The sequence below is a fragment of the Pseudomonas phoenicis genome (genome assembly GCF_047302395.1).
GTDB lineage: Bacteria > Pseudomonadota > Gammaproteobacteria > Pseudomonadales > Pseudomonadaceae > Aquipseudomonas.
The window spans coordinates 4,757,183-4,776,542 of the sequence record NZ_CP154852.1; the positions used below are offsets into that span (position 1 = coordinate 4,757,183).

General features: G+C 64.0%; 12 protein-coding genes and 1 other RNA gene. 6 read left to right on the forward strand and 7 right to left on the reverse strand.

Translation table 11 applies throughout. The annotated features are described in order from the left end of the window. Positions 1-317: 317 nt before the first annotated feature. A complete protein-coding gene (locus AA0Z93_RS21545; protein ID WP_413048382.1) occupies positions 318-2,444 on the forward strand; it encodes a TonB-dependent siderophore receptor in 2,127 nt (708 codons plus the stop codon). Positions 2,445-2,608: 164 nt separating this feature from the next. On the opposite strand, the gene AA0Z93_RS21550 is transcribed toward AA0Z93_RS21545, so the two are convergent. Continuing rightward, on the reverse strand, positions 2,609-3,100 hold the full coding sequence (locus AA0Z93_RS21550) for a DUF2938 domain-containing protein (protein WP_413046978.1): 492 nt from the start codon (positions 3,098-3,100) through the stop codon (positions 2,609-2,611). Between the two features lie 84 nt (positions 3,101-3,184). Here AA0Z93_RS21550 and AA0Z93_RS21555 point away from each other — a divergent pair, with 84 nt between their 5' ends. Next, positions 3,185-3,610 (forward strand): helix-turn-helix domain-containing protein, encoded by a 426-nt coding sequence (locus AA0Z93_RS21555; RefSeq protein WP_413046977.1) that lies wholly within the window; start codon positions 3,185-3,187, stop codon positions 3,608-3,610. 77 nt (positions 3,611-3,687) lie between these two features. Here the strand turns inward: AA0Z93_RS21555 and ffs are convergent. From ffs to AA0Z93_RS21580, 5 genes are all read right to left on the reverse strand, one after another. Beyond that, positions 3,688-3,784, reverse strand: an RNA gene (gene ffs / locus AA0Z93_RS21560) — signal recognition particle sRNA small type. A 111-nt stretch (positions 3,785-3,895) separates the two neighbouring features. Beyond that, complete coding sequence (gene ligA / locus AA0Z93_RS21565) at positions 3,896-6,235, reverse strand: NAD-dependent DNA ligase LigA (RefSeq protein WP_413046976.1); 2,340 nt, start codon at positions 6,233-6,235, stop codon at positions 3,896-3,898. A 98-nt stretch (positions 6,236-6,333) separates the two neighbouring features. Further along, a complete protein-coding gene (zipA, locus tag AA0Z93_RS21570; protein ID WP_413046975.1) occupies positions 6,334-7,203 on the reverse strand; it encodes a cell division protein ZipA in 870 nt (289 codons plus the stop codon). A gap of 207 nt (positions 7,204-7,410) precedes the next feature. After that, positions 7,411-10,899, reverse strand: coding sequence for a chromosome segregation protein SMC (smc, locus tag AA0Z93_RS21575; RefSeq protein ID WP_413046974.1), 3,489 nt, complete (start codon positions 10,897-10,899; stop codon positions 7,411-7,413). A gap of 3 nt (positions 10,900-10,902) precedes the next feature. Continuing rightward, positions 10,903-11,562 carry a GntR family transcriptional regulator gene (locus tag AA0Z93_RS21580; protein WP_413046973.1) on the reverse strand — a complete coding sequence of 220 codons (660 nt, stop codon included), beginning with the start codon at positions 11,560-11,562 and terminating at the stop codon, positions 10,903-10,905. Positions 11,563-11,906: 344 nt separating this feature from the next. On the opposite strand from AA0Z93_RS21580, the gene xdhA reads away from it, so the two are divergent. The 4 genes from xdhA to guaD all read left to right on the forward strand — a co-directional run bounded on the left by xdhA (position 11,907) and on the right by guaD (position 18,018). Continuing rightward, positions 11,907-13,358, forward strand: coding sequence for a xanthine dehydrogenase small subunit (gene xdhA, locus AA0Z93_RS21585; protein ID WP_413046972.1), 1,452 nt, complete (start codon positions 11,907-11,909; stop codon positions 13,356-13,358). Next, on the forward strand, positions 13,351-15,708 hold the full coding sequence (gene xdhB, locus AA0Z93_RS21590) for a xanthine dehydrogenase molybdopterin binding subunit (protein WP_413046971.1): 2,358 nt from the start codon (positions 13,351-13,353) through the stop codon (positions 15,706-15,708). The genes xdhA and xdhB overlap by 8 nt, the downstream gene beginning before the upstream one ends. Positions 15,709-15,854: 146 nt before the next feature. Then, positions 15,855-16,700: a xanthine dehydrogenase accessory protein XdhC gene (gene xdhC, locus AA0Z93_RS21595; protein WP_413046970.1), complete on the forward strand. Its 846-nt coding sequence runs from the start codon at positions 15,855-15,857 to the stop codon at positions 16,698-16,700. A gap of 10 nt (positions 16,701-16,710) precedes the next feature. Then, on the forward strand, positions 16,711-18,018 hold the full coding sequence (guaD, locus tag AA0Z93_RS21600) for a guanine deaminase (RefSeq protein WP_413046969.1): 1,308 nt from the start codon (positions 16,711-16,713) through the stop codon (positions 18,016-18,018). A gap of 238 nt (positions 18,019-18,256) precedes the next feature. Here guaD and AA0Z93_RS21605 read toward each other — a convergent pair whose 3' ends face one another. After that, positions 18,257-19,012 carry a GntR family transcriptional regulator gene (locus tag AA0Z93_RS21605; protein WP_413046968.1) on the reverse strand — a complete coding sequence of 252 codons (756 nt, stop codon included), beginning with the start codon at positions 19,010-19,012 and terminating at the stop codon, positions 18,257-18,259. Positions 19,013-19,360 lie beyond the last annotated feature (348 nt).

Here is a 19,360-nt window from a genome sequence, read left to right on the forward strand (position 1 = left end):
GCCGAGCGGGGGAAGAATTGCACCTTGCCTGCGGGGCGGGGCCTGTATTGGCCTTTGGAGAAGGGCCGTGTTCGAAGTACACCACCGGGCAACCACACGTCGGCAACGCAACTGGAAATGGTAAATATTTCTATTTACATAATTTTCACAAACACATAGCCTTCGCTCGGCACTGCGCACCCAGTGCCCTACAACGATAGGGATTATTTCCCACAAGCCAATACTGCACCGCCGCGCCCATTTGGGCACGGACCGACTGGGCTGTGCCCGAGGATTTTCCGAGCATGAACCGTTTTCCGCTGCGCCGTCTGGCGCTGATGATCTCCCTGGCCAGCGCCAGCACGCTGGCACACGCCGCCGATGTGGTCGAGCTGGGTGCGAGCACCGTCACGGCCGATGCCGACAGCCTTCAGGGGCAGACGACTACCGAGGGGACGCGGTCGTATACCACCGGGGCGATGGGTACCTCCGCGGGTCTGCCGCTGTCGATTCGCCAGACGCCGCAGTCGGTGAGCGTGATTACGCGGCAGCGGATCGAGGATCAAGGACTGACGGATCTCAACGATGTGGTGAAGTTCGCACCCGGTATCACCTTGCGTAAGTTCGGCTCCGACCGCCAGGAATTCCGCGCCCGTGGTTTCCGCATCGACAATCTGATGTTCGATGGCCTGCCGACGTCGGTGGGTACGTTCACCCTAGACACCATGGCCTCGCCGGATCTGGCGATCTATGACCACATCGAAGTGGTACGCGGCGCCACCGGCCTGATGACGGGGGCTGGCGACCCCTCGGCCACGTTGAACCTCGTGCGCAAGCGCCCTACCGCTACGCCTCAGGTCAGCGTGACCACCAGCGCCGGCAGCTGGGATCGCTACCGCACCGAGGTCGATGCCTCCAACAAGCTCAATGACAGTGGCACCGTGCGCGGCCGTGTCGTCGCGGCCTATGAGGACAATCAAAGCTTCATCGATGTCCGGGAGAACAAGCGCCAGACGTTCTACGGCATCCTTGAAGCCGACCTGAACGACGCCACTACCGTTACCGTGGGCGCCTCCAAGCAACGCGAAGACAAGACTTCCGACTGGGGCAGCCTGCCAAGCGGTCCGAACGGCGAAAACCTGGGCTTGTCCCGTTCGACCTACCTGGCCGGCAAATGGGCTTACTGGGATCAGGACAACTACACGCTGTTCGGCGACATCACCCATACCTTCAACAACGGTTGGAAGGCCAAGTTCGCTGCGCAGAAGATGTGGAACGAGTCGGATACGTTCTCTAACTACCTGGGCTCTACCAATCCCACTTATGCCTACACCTCAGTGGACGACCTGGGCACAGCTTCGGGCCAGTACCTCACTGACGACGATCTGCTGAACCTTGACGCCTCGTTGAGCGGCGCGTTCCATGCCTTTGGCCGCGAACACCAGTTCCAGGCCGGTGTCAGCAAGCGCCATGAGGACTACCACATTCGCGGTGGTTACTGGGGGCTGACGCCAGTCGATATCTATAACTTCAACCCAGATAGCGTGGTCAAACCTTCCATCGAAGACCGTGGTGCGTACGCCAACAAAACGGTCACGACGGAAAAAGCCGGGTATGCCGTTGTACGCCTCAACCCGATCGATCCGCTGCATGTGATCCTTGGCGGACGCGTCAGCTGGTTCGACTTCGAGAACGAAACCTACGGCAGCAGCTATAAAGCCACGCGTGAGTTCACCCCGTATGCGGGTGTGATTTACGATCTGAACGACACCTACTCGGCCTACGCCAGCTATACCGAAATCTACAAGCCTCAAGACACGCTGGATTCTTCCGGCAGTGTGCTGGAGCCTACTACTGGCGAAAGCTACGAAATCGGCCTGAAAGGTGAATATTTCAACGGTGACCTGAACGCTTCCGTTGCGCTGTTCGACATGACCCAGCAGAACCGTCCTTATCTGTTGTCTGCCGACGTCTCAGGCTGTGCCCCGCCGCGCTCCTGCTACGAAGCTGCGGGCGAAGTACGTAGCCGTGGTATCGATACCGAAATCAGTGGCGCCTTGACCCCGGATTGGAATTTCTCGGCATCGTACGTTTACGTGATGAGCGAGTACACCAAAGACGATACTTACCAGGGCAAGCGCTTCGCGCCCGAGCAACCCAAGCATCTGTTCAAGGCCGCCACCACCTACAACCTGACTGGCGACTTGAGCAAGTTTCGTATCGGCGCGGACGTGTTCGCCCAAAGCGAAACCTATTACCGTGTCGGCACTGGGCACTCCACTCAGGACAGCTATGCCATTCTGGGCTTGATGGCCGGCTACCGCTTCGACGAGCACTGGGACGGCCGCGTCAACTTCAACAACGTCACCGACGAGAAGTATTGGCAGGGCATCCCAAACGGGACCGGCAATGGCACTTACGGCGACCCGCGCAACGTGATGTTCAGCCTGAAATGGACGCTCTGACACTTACGTCCTACTGTTCTACCCTTTGAACACAACGCCAGCCTTGCGCTGGCGTTGTGCATTCAGGCTGTCCCTCTCCGCTTGGAACGCTTCAGAGCCTTGTGCAGCGAAGCAGGTCCTTGGCAGGCGCAGTTGCCCGCCTGACAGCCTTGAGCAACACCCACTCAACTTCCTATCCCAACCACCCACGCTGCCCCGTACAAACCCATCCCAAATACCCCATGGGTCGCCAAGCTGCGCATGCATGCCCGTACCGGTGTTGGCGTGCGTCGAGCGAAAACCCCAGCCCCCATCGCCGGCTGCATCACCAGTAGCGGCAACAGTACCGTCACCAGACCGAAACCCAGCGCCGGCCCGACTGTAGGCGAGGCCAGCCACGGCATGCCAAGCCAACCCAGAAGCACAGCAGCGAAACAGACGCCAATACCATAGTGCGCCATCCAGCCCAACGGCCGCTCGTAGAGCACCGGTTGCGCGTTGGCAATCGCCCCATGACGCCACCGCCCCCGCGTCAAATGCCCAAGCCAGCGCCCCACCAGCGCATAGTCCAAGGTCCGCACGCCGAGGCACCTCAGCAGCCATGTCCAGGCATCCATGACCAAGGTGGCACCACCGCCGAGCGCCAGGCTCGTGCCGATGAACGTTGCGATTTCCATACTTCGACTCCCTGCAGATTGACGTGATCCAGCCTGCGGGGCAGCCTACAAGTTGAAGTCGACTTCAAGTCAAGGAGCCTGTTCATGGATATTTCCGACGTCGCCCGCCGCACCGGCGTGCCCGCCTCGACCCTGCGCTATTACGCCAACCAAGGACTGATCACCCCGCTCTCCGGCCACGGCCAACGTCGCCAGTTCGCGCCCGACGTGGTTCAGCGCCTGGCGCTGATAGCGCTAGGCCAGGCGGCGGGTTTCTCCCTGGATGAGGTCAGAGCGATGTTGATGCAAGGGCAAGTGGATCGCGCGCGGCTAAGCGAACAGGCTGACCTGCTCGACGTGCGGATAAGACGTTTGCAAGCGATGAGCAAGGGCCTGCGACATGCCGCGCAATGTCCGCAGACGGATCACTTGGCGTGTCCGACGTTTCAGCGACTGGTCAGGGTGGCAGCGGAGCAATCGCGCAAAGGCAAGAGACGCGCGGACGTCAGCCAAGCGCTCGAGGCGCGTTGAGGGCAGACAGGCTTTCGATGCAAGAGAGGGAACAGCGGCAGGGTCGATAGGATTTCCGACCCCTGAAATGGAGGCGGCCCCACCAGCCACACCCCGGCACACAATGTTCCCGCTGTGGCTGCTTCCTTCCGGATCTGACCAGGTTGACGGGTAATCGTTGCGGGGGGACCGGTAGGGCCACCACTAACGCGGTTCGCCTTGCGACGAACTGCGCCATTGTACCGTTCCTGAGGGAACTTACAACCTCTGCCTCAAGAAAAAACCATCATTTCTCAATGACTTGCCTCAGAGGGCGATCCCTTGCCCGTCGAGGAAGGCCACGAACTGCGCCTCGTCCAGCACCTCGAGCCCCAGTTCGTTGGCCTTGGCCAGCTTGGAACCGGCGCCGGGGCCGGCCACCACGCAATGGGTCTTGCTCGACACGGAACCGGCCACTTTGGCGCCCAGGCTTTCCAGATGGTCTTTGGCGATGTCGCGGCTCATGCGTTCCAGGCTGCCGGTCAAGACCCAGGTCTGCCCAGCCAGGGGCAGGCCCTCGGCGGTCTTCTTCTCGCTGTTCCAGTGCATGCCGAACTCGAGCAGTTGCGCTTCGATGGCACGCGCCAGGCGCTGGTTCTCCGGGTCCTTAAAGAACTCCCGTACGGCGTCGGCCGGTTTGGCCGACAGCGCTTGGCGAAGGTCGATGCCGTCGGCAGCGATGATCGCGTCGAGACTGCCGAGCTTAGCCACCAGCTTTTCGGCGCCGGTCGGGCCTACCGACGGGATGTCGAGCTTGGCGATCAGCCCGGCCAAGGTGGTGCTGGCCGCGAACTCGGGGGCCAGCTCACCCTCGTCCTGCAACTGCATGCCGCTGGCGAGCAGTTGGCCGATGACCTCGCGGTTGTGCTCGGCTTCGAAGAAGTTGTGGATCTCGTGGGCGACTTCCAGACCGATGTCCGGCAAGTAGGTCAACACCTGCGGCAAGGCCGCCTGCACACGGGCCAGGCTGCCCAGGGAGCGGGCCAAGACCTTGGCGGTTTCCTCACCCACATCGGGAATGCCCAAGGCGTAGATGAAGCGCGCCAGGGTCGGGCGCTGGCTGGCCTTGATCGCCTCCAGCAGTTTGTTGCTGGACACCTCGGCGAAACCTTCCAGGCCGACGATCTGCTCGTACTGCAACGCGTACAGATCGGCCGGCGAACGGATCAGGCCTTCGTCGACCAGTTGCTCGACGCTCTTCTCGCCGATGCCGTCGATGTCCATGGCGCGCCGCGACACGTAATGGATGATGGCCTGCTTGAGCTGCGCGGCGCAGCTCAGACGACCCACGCAGCGGTACACCGCGCCTTCGCTGACCACTGCCCTGCCCTTGCTGCGCTTGACCAGCTGTGTGCGTTCGACCGGCGAGCCGCAGACCGGGCATTCGCTGGGGATCTGCACGGCACGGGCGTCTTCGGGACGGCGCTCGAGCACCACTTGCATGACTTGCGGAATGACGTCGCCGGCGCGGCGGATGATCACCGTATCGCCGATGTGCACGTCCAGCCGCGCGATCTCGTCCATGTTGTGCAAGGTCGCGTTGGACACGGTCACGCCGGCCACTTTCGCCGGGCGCAGGCGTGCGACCGGGGTCACTGCGCCGGTGCGGCCCACCTGGAACTCGACGTCGAGCACTTCGGTGAGCTCTTCCATGGCCGGGAACTTGTGGGCGATGGCCCAGCGCGGCTCACGGGCACGGAAGCCCAGTTCGCGCTGCGAGGCCAGGCTGTTGACCTTGAACACCACCCCGTCGATTTCATACGGCAGCGCCGTGCGGCGCTCGCCGATGTCGTGGTAGTAGGCCAGGCACTCTTCGATACCGGCCGCATGCCTGAGCTCGCGGCTGATCGGCAGCCCCCAGGCCTTGAGCTGCTCCAGGGTCTCGATGTGGCTGGGAGCGACCGACGCCGAAGTCTGGCCGACGCCATAGCAGCAGAACTCCAGCGGACGGCTGGCGGTGATTTTCGAGTCGAGCTGGCGCAGGCTGCCGGCCGCCGCATTGCGCGGGTTGGCGAAGGTCTTGCCGCCTACGTCGGCCTGGGCGGCGTTGAGCCGCTCGAAGCCGGCCTTGCTCATGAACACTTCGCCGCGTACCTCCAGCACTTCCGGCCAACCGGTGCCTTGCAGCTTCAGGGGAACGTTGCGGATGGTGCGTACGTTGCTGCTGATGTCTTCGCCGGTGGTGCCATCGCCACGGGTGGCGCCTTGCACGAGCTGGCCGTCGCGATAGAGCAGGCTGACGGCCAGGCCATCGAGTTTGGGCTCGCAGCTGTAGTCCACCGCCGCTTGCTCGCCAGGCAGATCGAGACCCTCGGTGACGCGGCGACCGAACTCGCGCAGGTCGGCTTCTTCGAAGGCGTTGCCCAGGCTGAGCATGGGCAGCGCGTGGCGCACCTGGTCGAACGCCGCCAGGGCCGTACCGCCGACGCGCTGGGTGGGCGAGTCGGGGGTCACCAGATGCGGGTGTTCGGCCTCCAGGCTTTTCAGCTCGTTGAACAGGCGGTCGTATTCGGCATCGGGCACGCTCGGCTCGTCGAGCACGTAATAGCGGTAGTTGTGCTGGTCGAGTTCGGCGCGCAGTTCGTGGATTCGGGTTTCGGCGGTCATGGTCGTGTTCTCTGCAAAGCAAAAGAGCAGCCGCCAGGGCTGCTCTTTCGTTTCAATCGTCGCGAGCGGATCGCCTGGGCGTCCGCTCGTTGGCTGTATCAGCGTTTCTGCGTCAGGGCGCGGCGCTCGTACTCGACGATGCGTTGGCGGTAATGCTCGATGGTTTGCGCGGTGAGCACGCTGCGCTGGTCGTCCTTGAGTTCGCCATCGAGCTCGTGGGCCAGTTTGCGCGCCGCGGCGACCATCACATCGAAGGCCTGCTTGGGGTGGCGCGGGCCCGGCAGGCCGAGGAAGAAGCTGACCGCACGGGTGCTGAAGTGGTCGATGTCGTCCAGGTCGAAGATGCCGGGCTTGACCGCATTGGCCATGGAGAACAGCACTTCGCCGTGGCCGGCCATGCTTTCGTGACGATGGAAGATGTCCATGTCGCCGAAGCGCAGGCCGCTTTCCAGGATGTTCTGCAGCAAGGCCGGACCCTTGAAGCCGCCCGGATCGCGGGAGATCACGCTGATCACCAGCACTTCCTCGGCTGCCGGCGCATCCTTGACCGGCTCACCGGAAGCGGCGAAACCGCTGTCGCGGCCGTGGTCTTCCTGGTAGTCGTCGCTGGCGCTGAACACCTCGGGCTCGCGTGCCTCGGCCACCAGGGGCGTGGCGATCGGCGCGGGCTCGGGGCGCTTGGCGCGCTTGGCCGGCTTGGCGGGCGGCACGTCGCGATCGCGGTCCGAGGCGCTCATCGAAGGCAGGTCTTCTTCGTCCAGCTCAGGTTCTTTATGCGTGTCCAGCACACGCGGAGGGCCGAGCACCTCGGCGCTGCCGTCGTCGTCCTGGGCATTGGAATAGCTGCGGTCCAGGCGGAATTTCAGACGGCCCTTGCCGCCGCGCATGCGCCGCCAGCCGTCGAAGAGAATGCCGGCAATGACAATGATGCCGATGAGGATCAGCCACTCGCGCAGACCGATTTCCATGTAATCCCGTGCCTCTGTAAAAAAATTATTCTGAAAAACAAAGGGTTCAAAAGCCCTTTAACACGCAGCGCCAAGCCTATGTTCTGCCAAGGCTTTTACCTACGCGTAAACGAGTGACGTAAAGCTAGCACGCCGTCACGAAACTTTATACCGTCTGTCGCCGTTGTCAGGAAATAAGCCTACACACCGTGACTCGTAATTCCTGCGCTACGTGTCGACCATGGCCATGGCCGCTTCGACGTCCACCGCCACCAACCGCGAGCAACCCGGCTCGTGCATGGTGACCCCCATCAACTGATCGGCCATTTCCATGGCGATCTTGTTGTGGGTGATGTAGATGAACTGCACCGTCTCGCTCATCTCCTTGACCAATCTGGCATAGCGACCCACGTTGGCATCGTCCAGCGGCGCATCGACTTCGTCGAGCATGCAGAACGGCGCCGGGTTGAGCTTGAAGATGGCAAATACCAAGGCCAGTGCCGTCAACGCTTTCTCGCCGCCGGACAACAAATGGATGGTGCTGTTCTTCTTGCCGGGCGGGCGCGCCATGATCGTCACCCCTGTATCGAGTAAATCTTCGCCCGTCAGTTCCAGATAAGCGCTGCCACCGCCGAAAACTTTTGGAAATAGTGCCTGCAAACCGGCATTTATCTGATCAAAGGTATCTTTGAAGCGATTGCGGGTTTCCTTGTCGATCTTGCGGATGACGTTTTCCAGGGTGTCCAGCGCCTCGACCAGGTCGGCGTTCTGCGCATCCAGGTAGCGCTTGCGCTCGGATTGCTGCTCGTACTCTTCGATGGCCGCCAGGTTGATCGCGCCAAGGCGCTGGATACGCGCCTCGACGTGTTCCAGCGCCTGTTCGGTGCCTTGTTCGGTGGCTTCGTCCTCCAGAATGGCGAGCACGCCTTGCAGATCGAAGCCATCGGCCAGCAATTGCTCTTGCAGGGTTTTGCGGCGCACGTCCAGGCCCTGGCTTTCCAGGCGCATCTGTTCCAGTTGCCCGCGCAGCAATTGCGCCTGCTGCTCGGCCTGGGTGCGGCGCTTTTCCACGGCGCGCAGCTCGCGGTCGGCGTCTTCCATGTGCAGGCGCGCCTGGCGCATTTCTTCATCGACGCCCATACGCTGCTCCAGCAGCGTCTCGAGGTTCATCGCCAACTCTTCGAGGGGCGCGGCGCCCTCCTCCAGGTTCAGGCTCAGTTGCTCCTGGCGCTCGACCAGGCGCTCGGCCTGCTGTTCCAGACGCTCCAGGGCCTGACGGGTGGAGTCGTGCTGAGCGCGCAGCGAGCCGAGGCGCACTGCCAGTTGATGGGCGTGGTCCTTGTGCTGCCGCGCCTCCTGGCGCACACGTTCGAGGGTTTCGCGCAGGCTGTCGCGGCGCACCAGCAATTGCTCGCGCTGGCCGGTGTCGTCGGCCATCAGGTCGAGGGCCTCCTGCAACAGCAGGCGCGACTCGCCCAGCGACTCCATGTCCAGCGCGCGCTGCTCGTCGACTTCGGCCAGTTCTTCGACCAGCCGCTGACGGCGCAAGGCCAGTTGCTCGGCGCGCGCGCGGCCTGCCGACAGGCGCGCCTTGAGCTCGCCCAACTGACGGTTTTCATCCTGGCTGCGCCGGCGCACCTGTTCGCGTTGTGCTTCGGCGGCGCGTTGCTGTTCGTGCAAGGCCACCCGCTGTTGCTCGCTGTGTTCGAGCAACGCCTGCTGCGCGTTCTGCTGTTCGGTCAGCCGCTCGATTTCCTGGCCGCGGGCCAGCACGCCGCCTTGGGCTTCGCTGCCGCGGCTGACACGCAGGTAATGCCGGCCGACCCAATAACCGTCGCGGCTGATCAGGCTCTGGCCTTCGGCCAGTTGGGCGCGCAAGGCCAGCGCCTGCTCGAGGGTTTCCACCGGGGTCACGTTGGCCAGCCACGGCGCTAGATCGGCGCGGCCTTCGACTTTGCCCAACAAGCTGTCGGCAGCGGCAACGCCGCCCGGATGCGGCAACAACAAGCGCAACTCGCCCTGCTCCAGCGCGCCTAGCTCGAGGCCAGCGAAGTCGTCCACCAGCACCGCTTGCAAATCCGCGCCGAGCACGGTTTCCACCGCCAGCTCCCACCCCGGCTCGACGCGCAAGCCATCGGCCAGCCGCGGGCGTTGCTCCAGCCCTTGGCTGCGCAACCAGTCGGCTGCCCCGGCACCCGGCTCCAGCGCCGCCTGCTGCAAGGCTTCGAGCGAAGCCAGGCGTCCGCCCAAGCGCTGCAACTCGGCCTGGCGCGTCTGCTGGTCCTGATTGGCCTGCTGCAACTGGCCGCGCAAGGCTTCCAGGCTTTCGACGGCCTGTTCTTCCTCGACCTGCAACTCTTCAAGGAGCATCTCGCTGCTGGCCACCTGCTCGGCGACCTCCAGCAACGCAGCATCCTGCGGATCGGCGCCGAGCTGGTCGCGCTCTTCGGCCAGCTTGCGCTGACGTTCGAGCAAGCGCTCCAACCCGGATTCCAGCTGTTGCAGACGCGATTGCTGGACTTCGGCCTGACGCCGCGGTTCGGCCGAGCGGGTGTTGAAGCTGTCCCATTGCTCCTGCCAGCCCTGCATCTCCAACTCGGCCTCTTCGAGCACGGCGGCGGCTTCTTCGGCGGCGGCCAGGGCCAGCTCCTGTTCGGGTTCGAGCATCTCCAGCTCTTCGCCCAGGGTGGCGAGCAACGTACGGTCGTGGCCCAGGTGCGATTCGGTTTCCAGGCGGCTGCGCTCGGCCTCCTGCAGGTCGGCCTGCAACTGGCGCAAGCGCTGCTGGCCGTGCTGGATGCTCTGCTCGACCCGGGCGATGTCACCGGCCACCGAATAGAAGCGCGCCTGCACCTGATTGAAGCGCTCGGACAGCTCATGGTGACCGTCGCGCAAACGTTCGATGCTGGCATCGGCGTTGCGCTGTTCGGCCACCAGGGCCTCGAAGGCCACCTCCTGGTCGCCGATCGCGCCTTCGCGCTGCCCCACGCGCAGGTCCAGGTCACGCCAGCGCAGCGCGGTCAAGTTGGCCTTGAGCTGACGCTCCTGGGCTTTGTACTCACGGTACTTTTCGGCGGCCTGGGCCTGGCGATGCAAGCGCTCGAGCTGGCGTTCGAGCTCTTCGCGCAGGTCGGTCAGGCGCGCCAGGTTTTCCTGGGTGCGGCGAATACGGTTCTCGGTTTCGCGGCGGCGCTCCTTGTACTTGGAGATGCCGGCGGCTTCTTCGATGAAGTTGCGCAGCTCCTCGGGCTTGGCTTCGATCAGCTTGGAGATCATGCCCTGCTCGATGATCGAATAGCTGCGCGGCCCGAGGCCGGTGCCGAGGAAGATGTCGGTGATGTCGCGGCGCCGGCACTTGGTGCCGTTGAGGTAATAGGTGTTCTGCGCGTCGCGGGTGACCTTGCGACGGATGGAGATTTCCGCGTAGGCGGCGTATTCGCCCACCAGGGTGTTGTCGCTGTTGTCGAACACCAGCTCGATGCTGGCCTGGCTCACCGGCTTGCGGCTGGTGGAGCCGTTGAAGATGACGTCGGTCATCGACTCGCCGCGCAGGTTCTTGGCCGAGCTTTCGCCCATGACCCAACGCACTGCGTCGATGATGTTGGACTTGCCGCAACCGTTGGGCCCGACCACCGCCGCCATGTTGCTGGGGAAGTTCACGGTGGTGGGGTCGACGAAGGATTTGAAACCGGCCAGGCGAATACACTTCAGGCGCATCGATCAACCCTTCGCCAAGGCGGCCAGCACCAGCTCGCAGCTGCGCTGGCAGTAAGCCTGCAAGACTTCACGAATGCGTGCCAGGTCGCGGGCGACCACGGCTTCGAGCAGGCGGGCGAACAGTTCCAGGTAGTCGATCATGCTTGCCTTGCGTTGTTCCAGGGCCAGGTAATAGGCGCGGCTCATGGCCGGCTGCAGGTTTTCGACGGTTTCCTGCAGGTAGGGGTTGTCGGCGAAGGGATAAGCGGCGCGCATCACCGCGAAACTGTCGGCGACGAAGGCTTTGATGTCCTGAAGGTCATGGGCGTGCTGCAAGCGCTGCTGGATCGACAGGAAAGGCTGCAGGTCGGTTTGCTGCTGCCACTTCTGCGCCACCTGGTTGCCGAGCAGGATGTACAGCTCGCCCATCAAGGCGCACAGGCTGCGCACGCTGCGCTCGTCCAGGCGCGTCACCTGGGCGCCACGGCGCGGCAGGATGATCACCAGGTGCCGTCGTTCGAGAATGAGCAAGGCTTCGCGTACCGAACCGCGGCTGACGTTCAGGGCCTGGGTGACCTTCTGCTCCTGAATACGCTCGCCTGGGGCGAGTTCGCCGCGGATGATCCGCTCGGCCAGGTAGTGGGCGATCTGCTCGGAGAGGCTGTCCGGCGCCTTGAACGTCATGGTGGTCCTTGGAAAAACGGGAGGGCCTGAGGAAAAGTGGCTGCGCAGCAGGGTTGCGGACGCGACGTGGGAAGGCGCCCAGCCCCGCAGGCAGTGCCCCGGCTGGGCAAAGGCGCGATTGTAGCGCACTTGCCAAAGCCTGGCGCAGCGCCATGACGGGCTTTATACACGTTTCGACATGGCCGGCGCCACGCGCTGGAACTACGCTTGACGCAAACGCAATAGGGCGAATCGACAACCACACGGCGATTTTCCTGACTTTAAGGTCAGATAATTATTGACCCTATGGTCAGCCATGCTTAGAGTCCGTCCGACAACAATAAAACCTTCATGAGGCCATCCCCGTGATCCAGTTTCTCGTCAACCAGACGCTGCGCAGCGAGCACAGCCTGGACCCGAACGTGACGGTGCTGCAGTACCTGCGCGAGCACCTGGGCAAACCCGGTACCAAAGAAGGCTGCGCCAGCGGCGATTGTGGCGCCTGTACCGTGGTGGTCGGCGAACTGGTCGACGAGGGTGACGGCCCTGCCCTGCGCTACCGCAGCCTCAACAGCTGCCTGACGTTCGTCTCTTCGCTGCATGGCAAGCAGTTGATCAGCGTCGAGGATCTCAAGCACCGCGGCCAATTGCACAGCGTGCAGCAGGCCATGGCCGACTGCCACGGCTCGCAGTGCGGGTTCTGCACCCCCGGCTTCGTCATGTCGCTGTTCGCCTTGCAGAAGAACAGCCAGGGCCACGACCTGCACCAGACCCACGAAGCCCTGGCCGGCAACCTGTGCCGCTGCACCGGCTACCGCCCCATCCTCGACGCCGCCAAACGAAGCTGCGAGCGCCCCTGCCGTGACCAGTTCGACGAGCAGCAGGCCCGCACCATCGCCCAGTTGCAAGCCATCGCCCCGCAACAGACCGGCGAACTCAACAGCGGCGACAAACGCTGCCTGGTACCGCTGACCGTGTCCGACCTGGCCGAACTGTACGGCTCGCATCCCGAAGCGCGGCTGCTGGCCGGCGGCACGGACCTGGCCCTGGAGGTCACCCAGCAGCACAAGACCTTGCCGGTGATGATCTACGTCGGTGCGGTGGCCGAACTCAAGCGCATCGAGCGGACCGACAGCCATTTGGAGATCGGCGCCGCCACCGCACTGACCGACTGCTACTGCGCCCTCGACGCCGACTACCCCGACTTCGGCGCGTTGTTGCAACGCTTCGCCTCCTTGCAGATCCGCAACCAGGGCACCCTGGGCGGCAACATCGGCAATGCCTCGCCCATCGGCGATTCGCCACCGCTGCTGATCGCCCTGGGCGCCGAACTGGTGCTGCGCCAAGGCGCCCGCCAGCGCACCCTGGCGCTGGAGGACTATTTCATCGATTACCGCGTCACCGCCCGCGAAGACGGCGAGTTCATCGAGAAGATCCGCGTCCCGCGCCCCCGCGACGGCTGGTCGTTCCGCGCCTATAAAGTGTCCAAACGCCTGGACGACGACATCTCGGCCGTGTGCGCTGCATTCAACCTGCGCATCGAAGACGGCAACGTGCGCGAAGCCCGCGCCGCCTTCGGCGGCATGGCGGCCGTCCCCAAACGCGCCCGCGCCTGTGAAGACGCCCTGTGCGGCCAGCCATGGAACCAGGCCACCGTCGAGCGCGCCTGCCAGGCCCTGGCCCAGGACTTCACGCCGCTGTCGGACTTTCGCGCCAGCCAGCGGTACCGCCTGCTGACCGCGCAGAACCTGCTGCGCAAATACTTCATCGAGCTGCAATCGCCGCACATCGAAACCCGGGTGACCGCCTATGTCTAACCACCATGCCGTCAAGAGCCAGGCCGAGATGGCCGCACTGTTCAGCCAGGGCCTGTGCTCCGGGGTCGGCCGCAGCATCAAGCACGACAGCGCCGACAAGCACGTCAGCGGCGAGGCGGTGTACATCGACGACCGCCTGGAATTTCCCAACCAACTGCACGTCTACGCGCGCACTTCCGATCGTGCCCATGCGCGCATCCTGCGCATCGACACCGCGCCCTGCTACGCCATCGACGGCGTGCGCATCGTCATCACCCATGAAGACATCCCTGGTCTGAAAGACATCGGCCCGGTGGTGGCCGGCGATCCGCTGCTGGCCATCGACCTGGTCGAATACGTCGGCCAGCCGGTGCTAGCGGTCGCCGCCTGCGACCTGGAAACCGCACGCCGCGCGGCCATGGCGGCGGTGATCGAATACGAAGACCTGGAACCGGTGCTGGACGTGGTCCAAGCCCTGCGCAAGCAGCACTTCGTACTCGACAGCCACCGCCACCAGCGCGGCGACTCGGCGGCGGCCCTCGCCAGCGCCCCCTATCGCCTGCAAGGCACGCTGCACATCGGCGGCCAGGAGCACTTCTATCTGGAAACCCAGGTGTCGTCGGTGATGCCCAGCGAAGACGGCGGGATGATCGTCTACTGCTCAACGCAGAACCCCACCGAGGTGCAGAAGCTGGTGGCTGAAGTGCTGGACGTGCCGATGAACCGCGTCGTGCTCGACATGCGCCGCATGGGCGGCGGTTTCGGCGGCAAGGAAACCCAGGCGGCCAGCCCGGCCTGCCTGTGCGCAGTGGTCGCCCACCTGACCGGGCAGCCGACCAAGATGCGCCTGCCGCGGGTCGAAGACATGACCATGACCGGCAAACGCCACCCGTTCTACGTCGAGTACGACGTGGGCTTCGACGACAGCGGACGCCTGCATGGCATCGAACTGGAGCTGGCGGGCAACTGCGGCTACTCACCGGACCTGTCCGGCTCGATCGTCGACCGCGCCATGTTCCACGCCGACAACGCCTACTACCTGGGCGACGCCACGGTGAACGGCCACCGCTGCAAGACCAACACGGCCTCCAACACCGCCTACCGCGGCTTCGGCGGGCCGCAGGGCATGGTCGCCATCGAGCAGGTGATGGACCACATCGCCCGCCACCTGGGCCTCGACCCGCTGGCCGTGCGCAAAACCAACTACTACGGCAAGACCGAGCGCAACGTCACCCACTACTACCAGACCGTCGAGCACAACCTGCTGGAAGAAATGACCGCCGAGCTCGAGGCCAGCTGCGACTACGCCGAGCGCCGTGAAGCGATTCGCCGTTTCAACGAGGCCAGCCCGGTGCTCAAGAAAGGCCTGGCTTTGACGCCGGTGAAGTTCGGCATCTCTTTCACCGCCAGCTTCCTCAACCAGGCCGGCGCGCTGATCCACATCTACACCGACGGCAGCATCCACCTCAACCACGGCGGCACCGAGATGGGTCAGGGCTTGAACACCAAGGTCGCGCAGGTGGTGGCCGAAGTGTTCCAGGTCGATTTCAGCCGCATCCAGATCACCGCCACCAATACTGACAAAGTGCCCAACACCTCGCCTACTGCCGCCTCCAGCGGCGCGGACCTGAACGGCAAGGCGGCGCAGAATGCGGCGCAGATCCTCAAGCAGCGCCTGACCGAATTCGCGGCGCGGCATTTTCAGGTCAGCGAGGAGGACGTGGCGTTCAACAACGGCCATGTGCGGGTACGCGAACAATTGCTCAGCTTCGAGCAACTGGTGCAGTTGGCGTACCTGGCCCAGGTGTCGTTGTCGAGCACCGGCTTCTACCGTACGCCGAAGATCTTCTACGACCGCAGCCAGGCGCGTGGCCGGCCGTTCTATTACTACGCCTTCGGCGCGGCCTGCGTGGAAGTGGTGATCGACACCCTCACCGGCGAGTACAAGATGCTGCGCACCGATATCCTGCACGACGTCGGCGCGTCGCTGAACCCGGCCATCGACATCGGCCAGGTGGAAGGCGGCTTCGTACAGGGCATGGGCTGGCTGACCACCGAGGAGCTGGTGTGGAACGCCAAGGGCAAGCTGGTCACCAACGGGCCGGCCAGCTACAAGATTCCGGCGGTGGCCGACATGCCGCTGGACCTGCGGGTCAAGCTGGTGGAGAACCGCAAGAACCCGGAAGACACGGTGTTCCATTCCAAGGCCGTGGGCGAGCCGCCCTTCATGCTGGGCATCGCTGCGTGGTGCGCGATCAAGGATGCGGTGGCGAGCCTCGCCGACTACCGCGTGCAGCCCGAGATCGACGCTCCGGCCACGCCCGAGCGGGTGCTGTGGGGGTGCGAGCAGATGCGCAAGGCGCTGTCGTGAGCCGCGACCTGCCAACGGTCAGCGCTCTGACGGGCTGGCGAGGGTTCGCACTGCGGCCCTGCCCGAGGCACGTGAGGCAACGGGTGGCGACCGTTCGCCCGCTGCCGTCCAGCAGTACAACGCAACATGTCTGAAGGTCACGCACCATGTACGAATGGATCAATGCTCTAGCCGACCACCAACGTCGCGGTGAACCCTGCGTGCTGGTGACCATCATCGAAGAACGCGGCTCCACCCCGCGTAACGCCGGCTCGAAGATGGTGGTCAGCGCCGGCGCGCTGCACGACACCATCGGCGGCGGCCATCTGGAATTCAAGGCGTTGCACATCGCCCGGCAGATGCTCAGCGAGCGACGCAGCACACCGCACCTGGAACGCTTCAGCCTCGGCGCCAGCCTGGGCCAGTGCTGCGGCGGGGCCACGGTGCTGCTGTTCGAGCCGATGCTGGCGGTGCAGGCGCAGATCGCCGTGTTCGGCGCAGGCCATGTCGGCCGGGCTCTGGTACCCTTGCTCGCCGCGCTGCCGTGCCAAGTGCGCTGGATCGATTCGCGCGAGGAGGAATTTCCCGCGTCGATTCCCGAAGGCGTGCAGCGCATCGTCAGCGAAGAGCCGGTCGACGAAGTGGCGGCCTTGCCGCCGGGCTGTTACTGCATCGTCATGACCCATAACCACGCGCTGGACCTGGAGCTCGCCGCCGCCCTGCTCGCCCGTAACGACTTCACCTGGTTCGGGCTGATCGGCTCGAAGACCAAGCGGGTCAAGTTCGAGCACCGCCTGCGTCAACGCGGTTTCGCCGATCCGCAACTGGCGCGAATGCGCTGCCCGATGGGCATCGCCGAGGTCAAGGGCAAGCTGCCGATCGAGATCGCCGTGTCCGTCGCCGCGGAAATCATCGCCACCTACAACGCCTGTTTCGGCCAGCACGACGCTGCCGCGAACGCCGGCCCCATTACCCAGTTGCTGCCGCCCACGCGGCGCAGCCATGCCCTTTGAAGAGCCTGCCATGACCGCTACCCGCAAAGCCTACCGCGCCGCCCTGCTGCACAGCCTCGCCGACCCGGCCGAGGTCGGCATCGAGGCCTCCTATGAATACGTCGAAGACGGTTTGCTGGTGATCGACCAGGGCCACATCCAGGCCATGGGCGCGGCCAGCGACCTGCTGCCGACCCTGGACGCCGACATCGAGGTGGTGCATTACCCGGACGCGCTCATCACGCCGGGCTTCATCGACACCCACATCCATTTCCCACAGACCGGCATGATCGGCTCCTACGGCGAGCAACTGCTCGATTGGCTGAACACCTACACCTTCCCCTGCGAACGCCAATTCGCCGACAAGGGCCACGCCGATCAGGTGGCGGACATCTTCCTGGCCGAGCTGCTGCGCAACGGCACCACCACCGCACTGGTGTTCGGCAGTGTGCATCCCGAGTCGGTCAACGCGCTGTTCGAGCAGGCCGAGCGCCTGGACCTGCGCCTGATCGCCGGCAAGGTGATGATGGACCGCAATGCACCGGACTACCTGACCGACACCGCCGAGACCGGCTACCGCGACAGCCAGGCGCTGATCCAGCGCTGGCATGGCAAGGCACGCCTGCAATACGCCGTGACGCCCCGTTTCGCGCCCACCAGCACCCCCGAGCAACTGGCCGCCGCCGGGCGCCTGCTCAAGGAAAACCCTGGGGTGTATCTGCACACGCACCTGTCGGAAAACCTCAAGGAGATCGACTGGGTCAAGGAACTGTTCCCCGAGCGCAGTGGCTACCTGGACGTGTACGACCACTTCGAACTGCTCGGCGAGCGCTCGGTGTTCGCCCATGGCGTGCATCTGTGCGATGCGGAATGCGAGCGATTGGCCGAAACCGGCTCGGCGGTGGCGTTCTGCCCGACGTCGAACCTGTTCCTCGGCAGCGGGCTGTTCAACCTGCCGCAGGCCGAGCGCTTCAAGGTCAATGTGGGGCTGGGTACCGACGTCGGTGCGGGCACCAGCTTCTCGCTGCTCAACACCTTGAACGAGGCGTACAAGGTCATGCAGCTCCAGGGTGCGCGGCTGCACCCGTTCAAATCGCTGTACCTCGCAACCTTGGGCGGCGCCCGGGCGCTGCGCCTGGACGACCGCATCGGCAGCCTGCGTCCCGGTAACGAGGCCGACTTCGTGGTGCTCGACTATAAGGCCACGCCACTGCTCGACTACCGCTTGCAGCAGTCCAGAAGCATCGAGGAGACCTTGTTCGTGCTGACTACGCTGGGTGACGACCGCACGGTCCGCGAGACCTATGCCGCCGGCCGGTGCGTGCACAAGCGGGCGTAGTAGCGGCCAAATCGCGGCTGAACTGTCCTCACACGTTGGCCACTCATCCAACGCATGGGGCAGTCCAGATCCCTGTAGGAGCGGCCGGCCGGCGCTCCGGTTCAGCCGCGATGGGCCGCAACGCGGTCCTGATTCAAGCACTCCATCAACCCCGGGTGGATGAGATGGAGGCCGTGGGCAGTTCAACTGTGTGGAAGCGCATTGCTAGAAGACATGCTCATTGAGCTGCGTTGAAAAATCACCCCTTGCCGCCCGCCTTCTTCTTCTGCAGCAGATGCGAAAACACCGCGTGCAGATCGTCCGAAGCGCTGTCTTCGTCGAGGTTGAGTTTGGTGTCGATGTGGTCCATGTGGTGCATCATCAACGCGACTGCCTGCTGTACATCGCCCGCCTCGATGGCGTCGATCAGTTGCAAGTGCTCGTCGTACGAGCAATGCGAGCGGTTGCCGCTTTCGTACTGGGCGATGATCAAAGAGGTCTGCGACACCAGGCTACGCTGGAAACTCACCAGCGGCGCGTTGCCGGCCACTTCGGCCAACTTGAGGTGGAATTCGCCGGAAAGACGAATGCCCGCACCGCGGTCGCCGCGCGAAAAACTGTCGCGTTCATCGCGCACCATCTGGCGCAATTCGTTGAGCTGCTCGGCCGTGGCGTGCTGCACCGCAAGCTCGGTGATCGCACGCTCGACCATGCGCCGCGAGAAGAACACCTGGCGTGCTTCCTCGACCGTGGGGCTGGCCACTACCGCGCCGCGGTTGGGGCGCAACAGCACCACGCTTTCATGGGCCAGGCGCGACAGGGCGCGACGGATGATGGTGCGGCTGACCCCGAAGATTTCCCCCAACGCTTCTTCGCTGAGCTTGGTGCCCGGTGCCAGGCGCTGCTCGAGAATGGCCTCGAAGATATGGGCGTAGACGACATCGTCCTGGGTACCGCTGCGCCCGGCCTTGATGGCGCGCACAGGTTTCTTCAGAGGTTGCAGCTGTTCGTTCATGGGCGCTCGTGCACGTGGGGCGGGCCAATGGGGCCTCGACGGCGGGAGGCGTCGAAGGGGCTGGCGCGACCGAATGAAAATAATGGGCCAAAGTACTGGCGCATTGTACACAGCCTTAAGCGCTTCTGCAGGTTGGCCACACGCCATATAGCGCTTGTACTGCAAAATACGCACTCGAAATCGAAAACATTATTTGCATTATTTGTACACAAACGCATAATCCAGCGAGCAACTTCCTGACTCAATAGTCAACAAACGAGTCGGATGGCTGCCATCCCTCACGGGGCCGCCACGTGCCGAGCGCAGGATCCAAGGCTCCGAACAACAAGAACGATTCGAGGAGTACTC

Coding starts and splice junctions, on each gene's coding strand:
- AA0Z93_RS21545 (WP_413048382.1), top strand. CDS start 318: ATGATCTCCCTGGCCAGCGCCAGCACGCTGGCACACGCCGCCGATGTG.
- AA0Z93_RS21550 (WP_413046978.1), bottom strand. CDS start 3,100: ATGGAAATCGCAACGTTCATCGGCACGAGCCTGGCGCTCGGCGGTGGT.
- AA0Z93_RS21555 (WP_413046977.1), top strand. CDS start 3,185: ATGGATATTTCCGACGTCGCCCGCCGCACCGGCGTGCCCGCCTCGACC.
- ligA (WP_413046976.1), bottom strand. CDS start 6,235: ATGACCGCCGAAACCCGAATCCACGAACTGCGCGCCGAACTCGACCAG.
- zipA (WP_413046975.1), bottom strand. CDS start 7,203: ATGGAAATCGGTCTGCGCGAGTGGCTGATCCTCATCGGCATCATTGTC.
- smc (WP_413046974.1), bottom strand. CDS start 10,899: ATGCGCCTGAAGTGTATTCGCCTGGCCGGTTTCAAATCCTTCGTCGAC.
- AA0Z93_RS21580 (WP_413046973.1), bottom strand. CDS start 11,562: ATGACGTTCAAGGCGCCGGACAGCCTCTCCGAGCAGATCGCCCACTAC.
- xdhB (WP_413046971.1), top strand. CDS start 13,351: ATGTCTAACCACCATGCCGTCAAGAGCCAGGCCGAGATGGCCGCACTG.
- xdhC (WP_413046970.1), top strand. CDS start 15,855: ATGTACGAATGGATCAATGCTCTAGCCGACCACCAACGTCGCGGTGAA.
- guaD (WP_413046969.1), top strand. CDS start 16,711: ATGACCGCTACCCGCAAAGCCTACCGCGCCGCCCTGCTGCACAGCCTC.
- AA0Z93_RS21605 (WP_413046968.1), bottom strand. CDS start 19,012: ATGAACGAACAGCTGCAACCTCTGAAGAAACCTGTGCGCGCCATCAAG.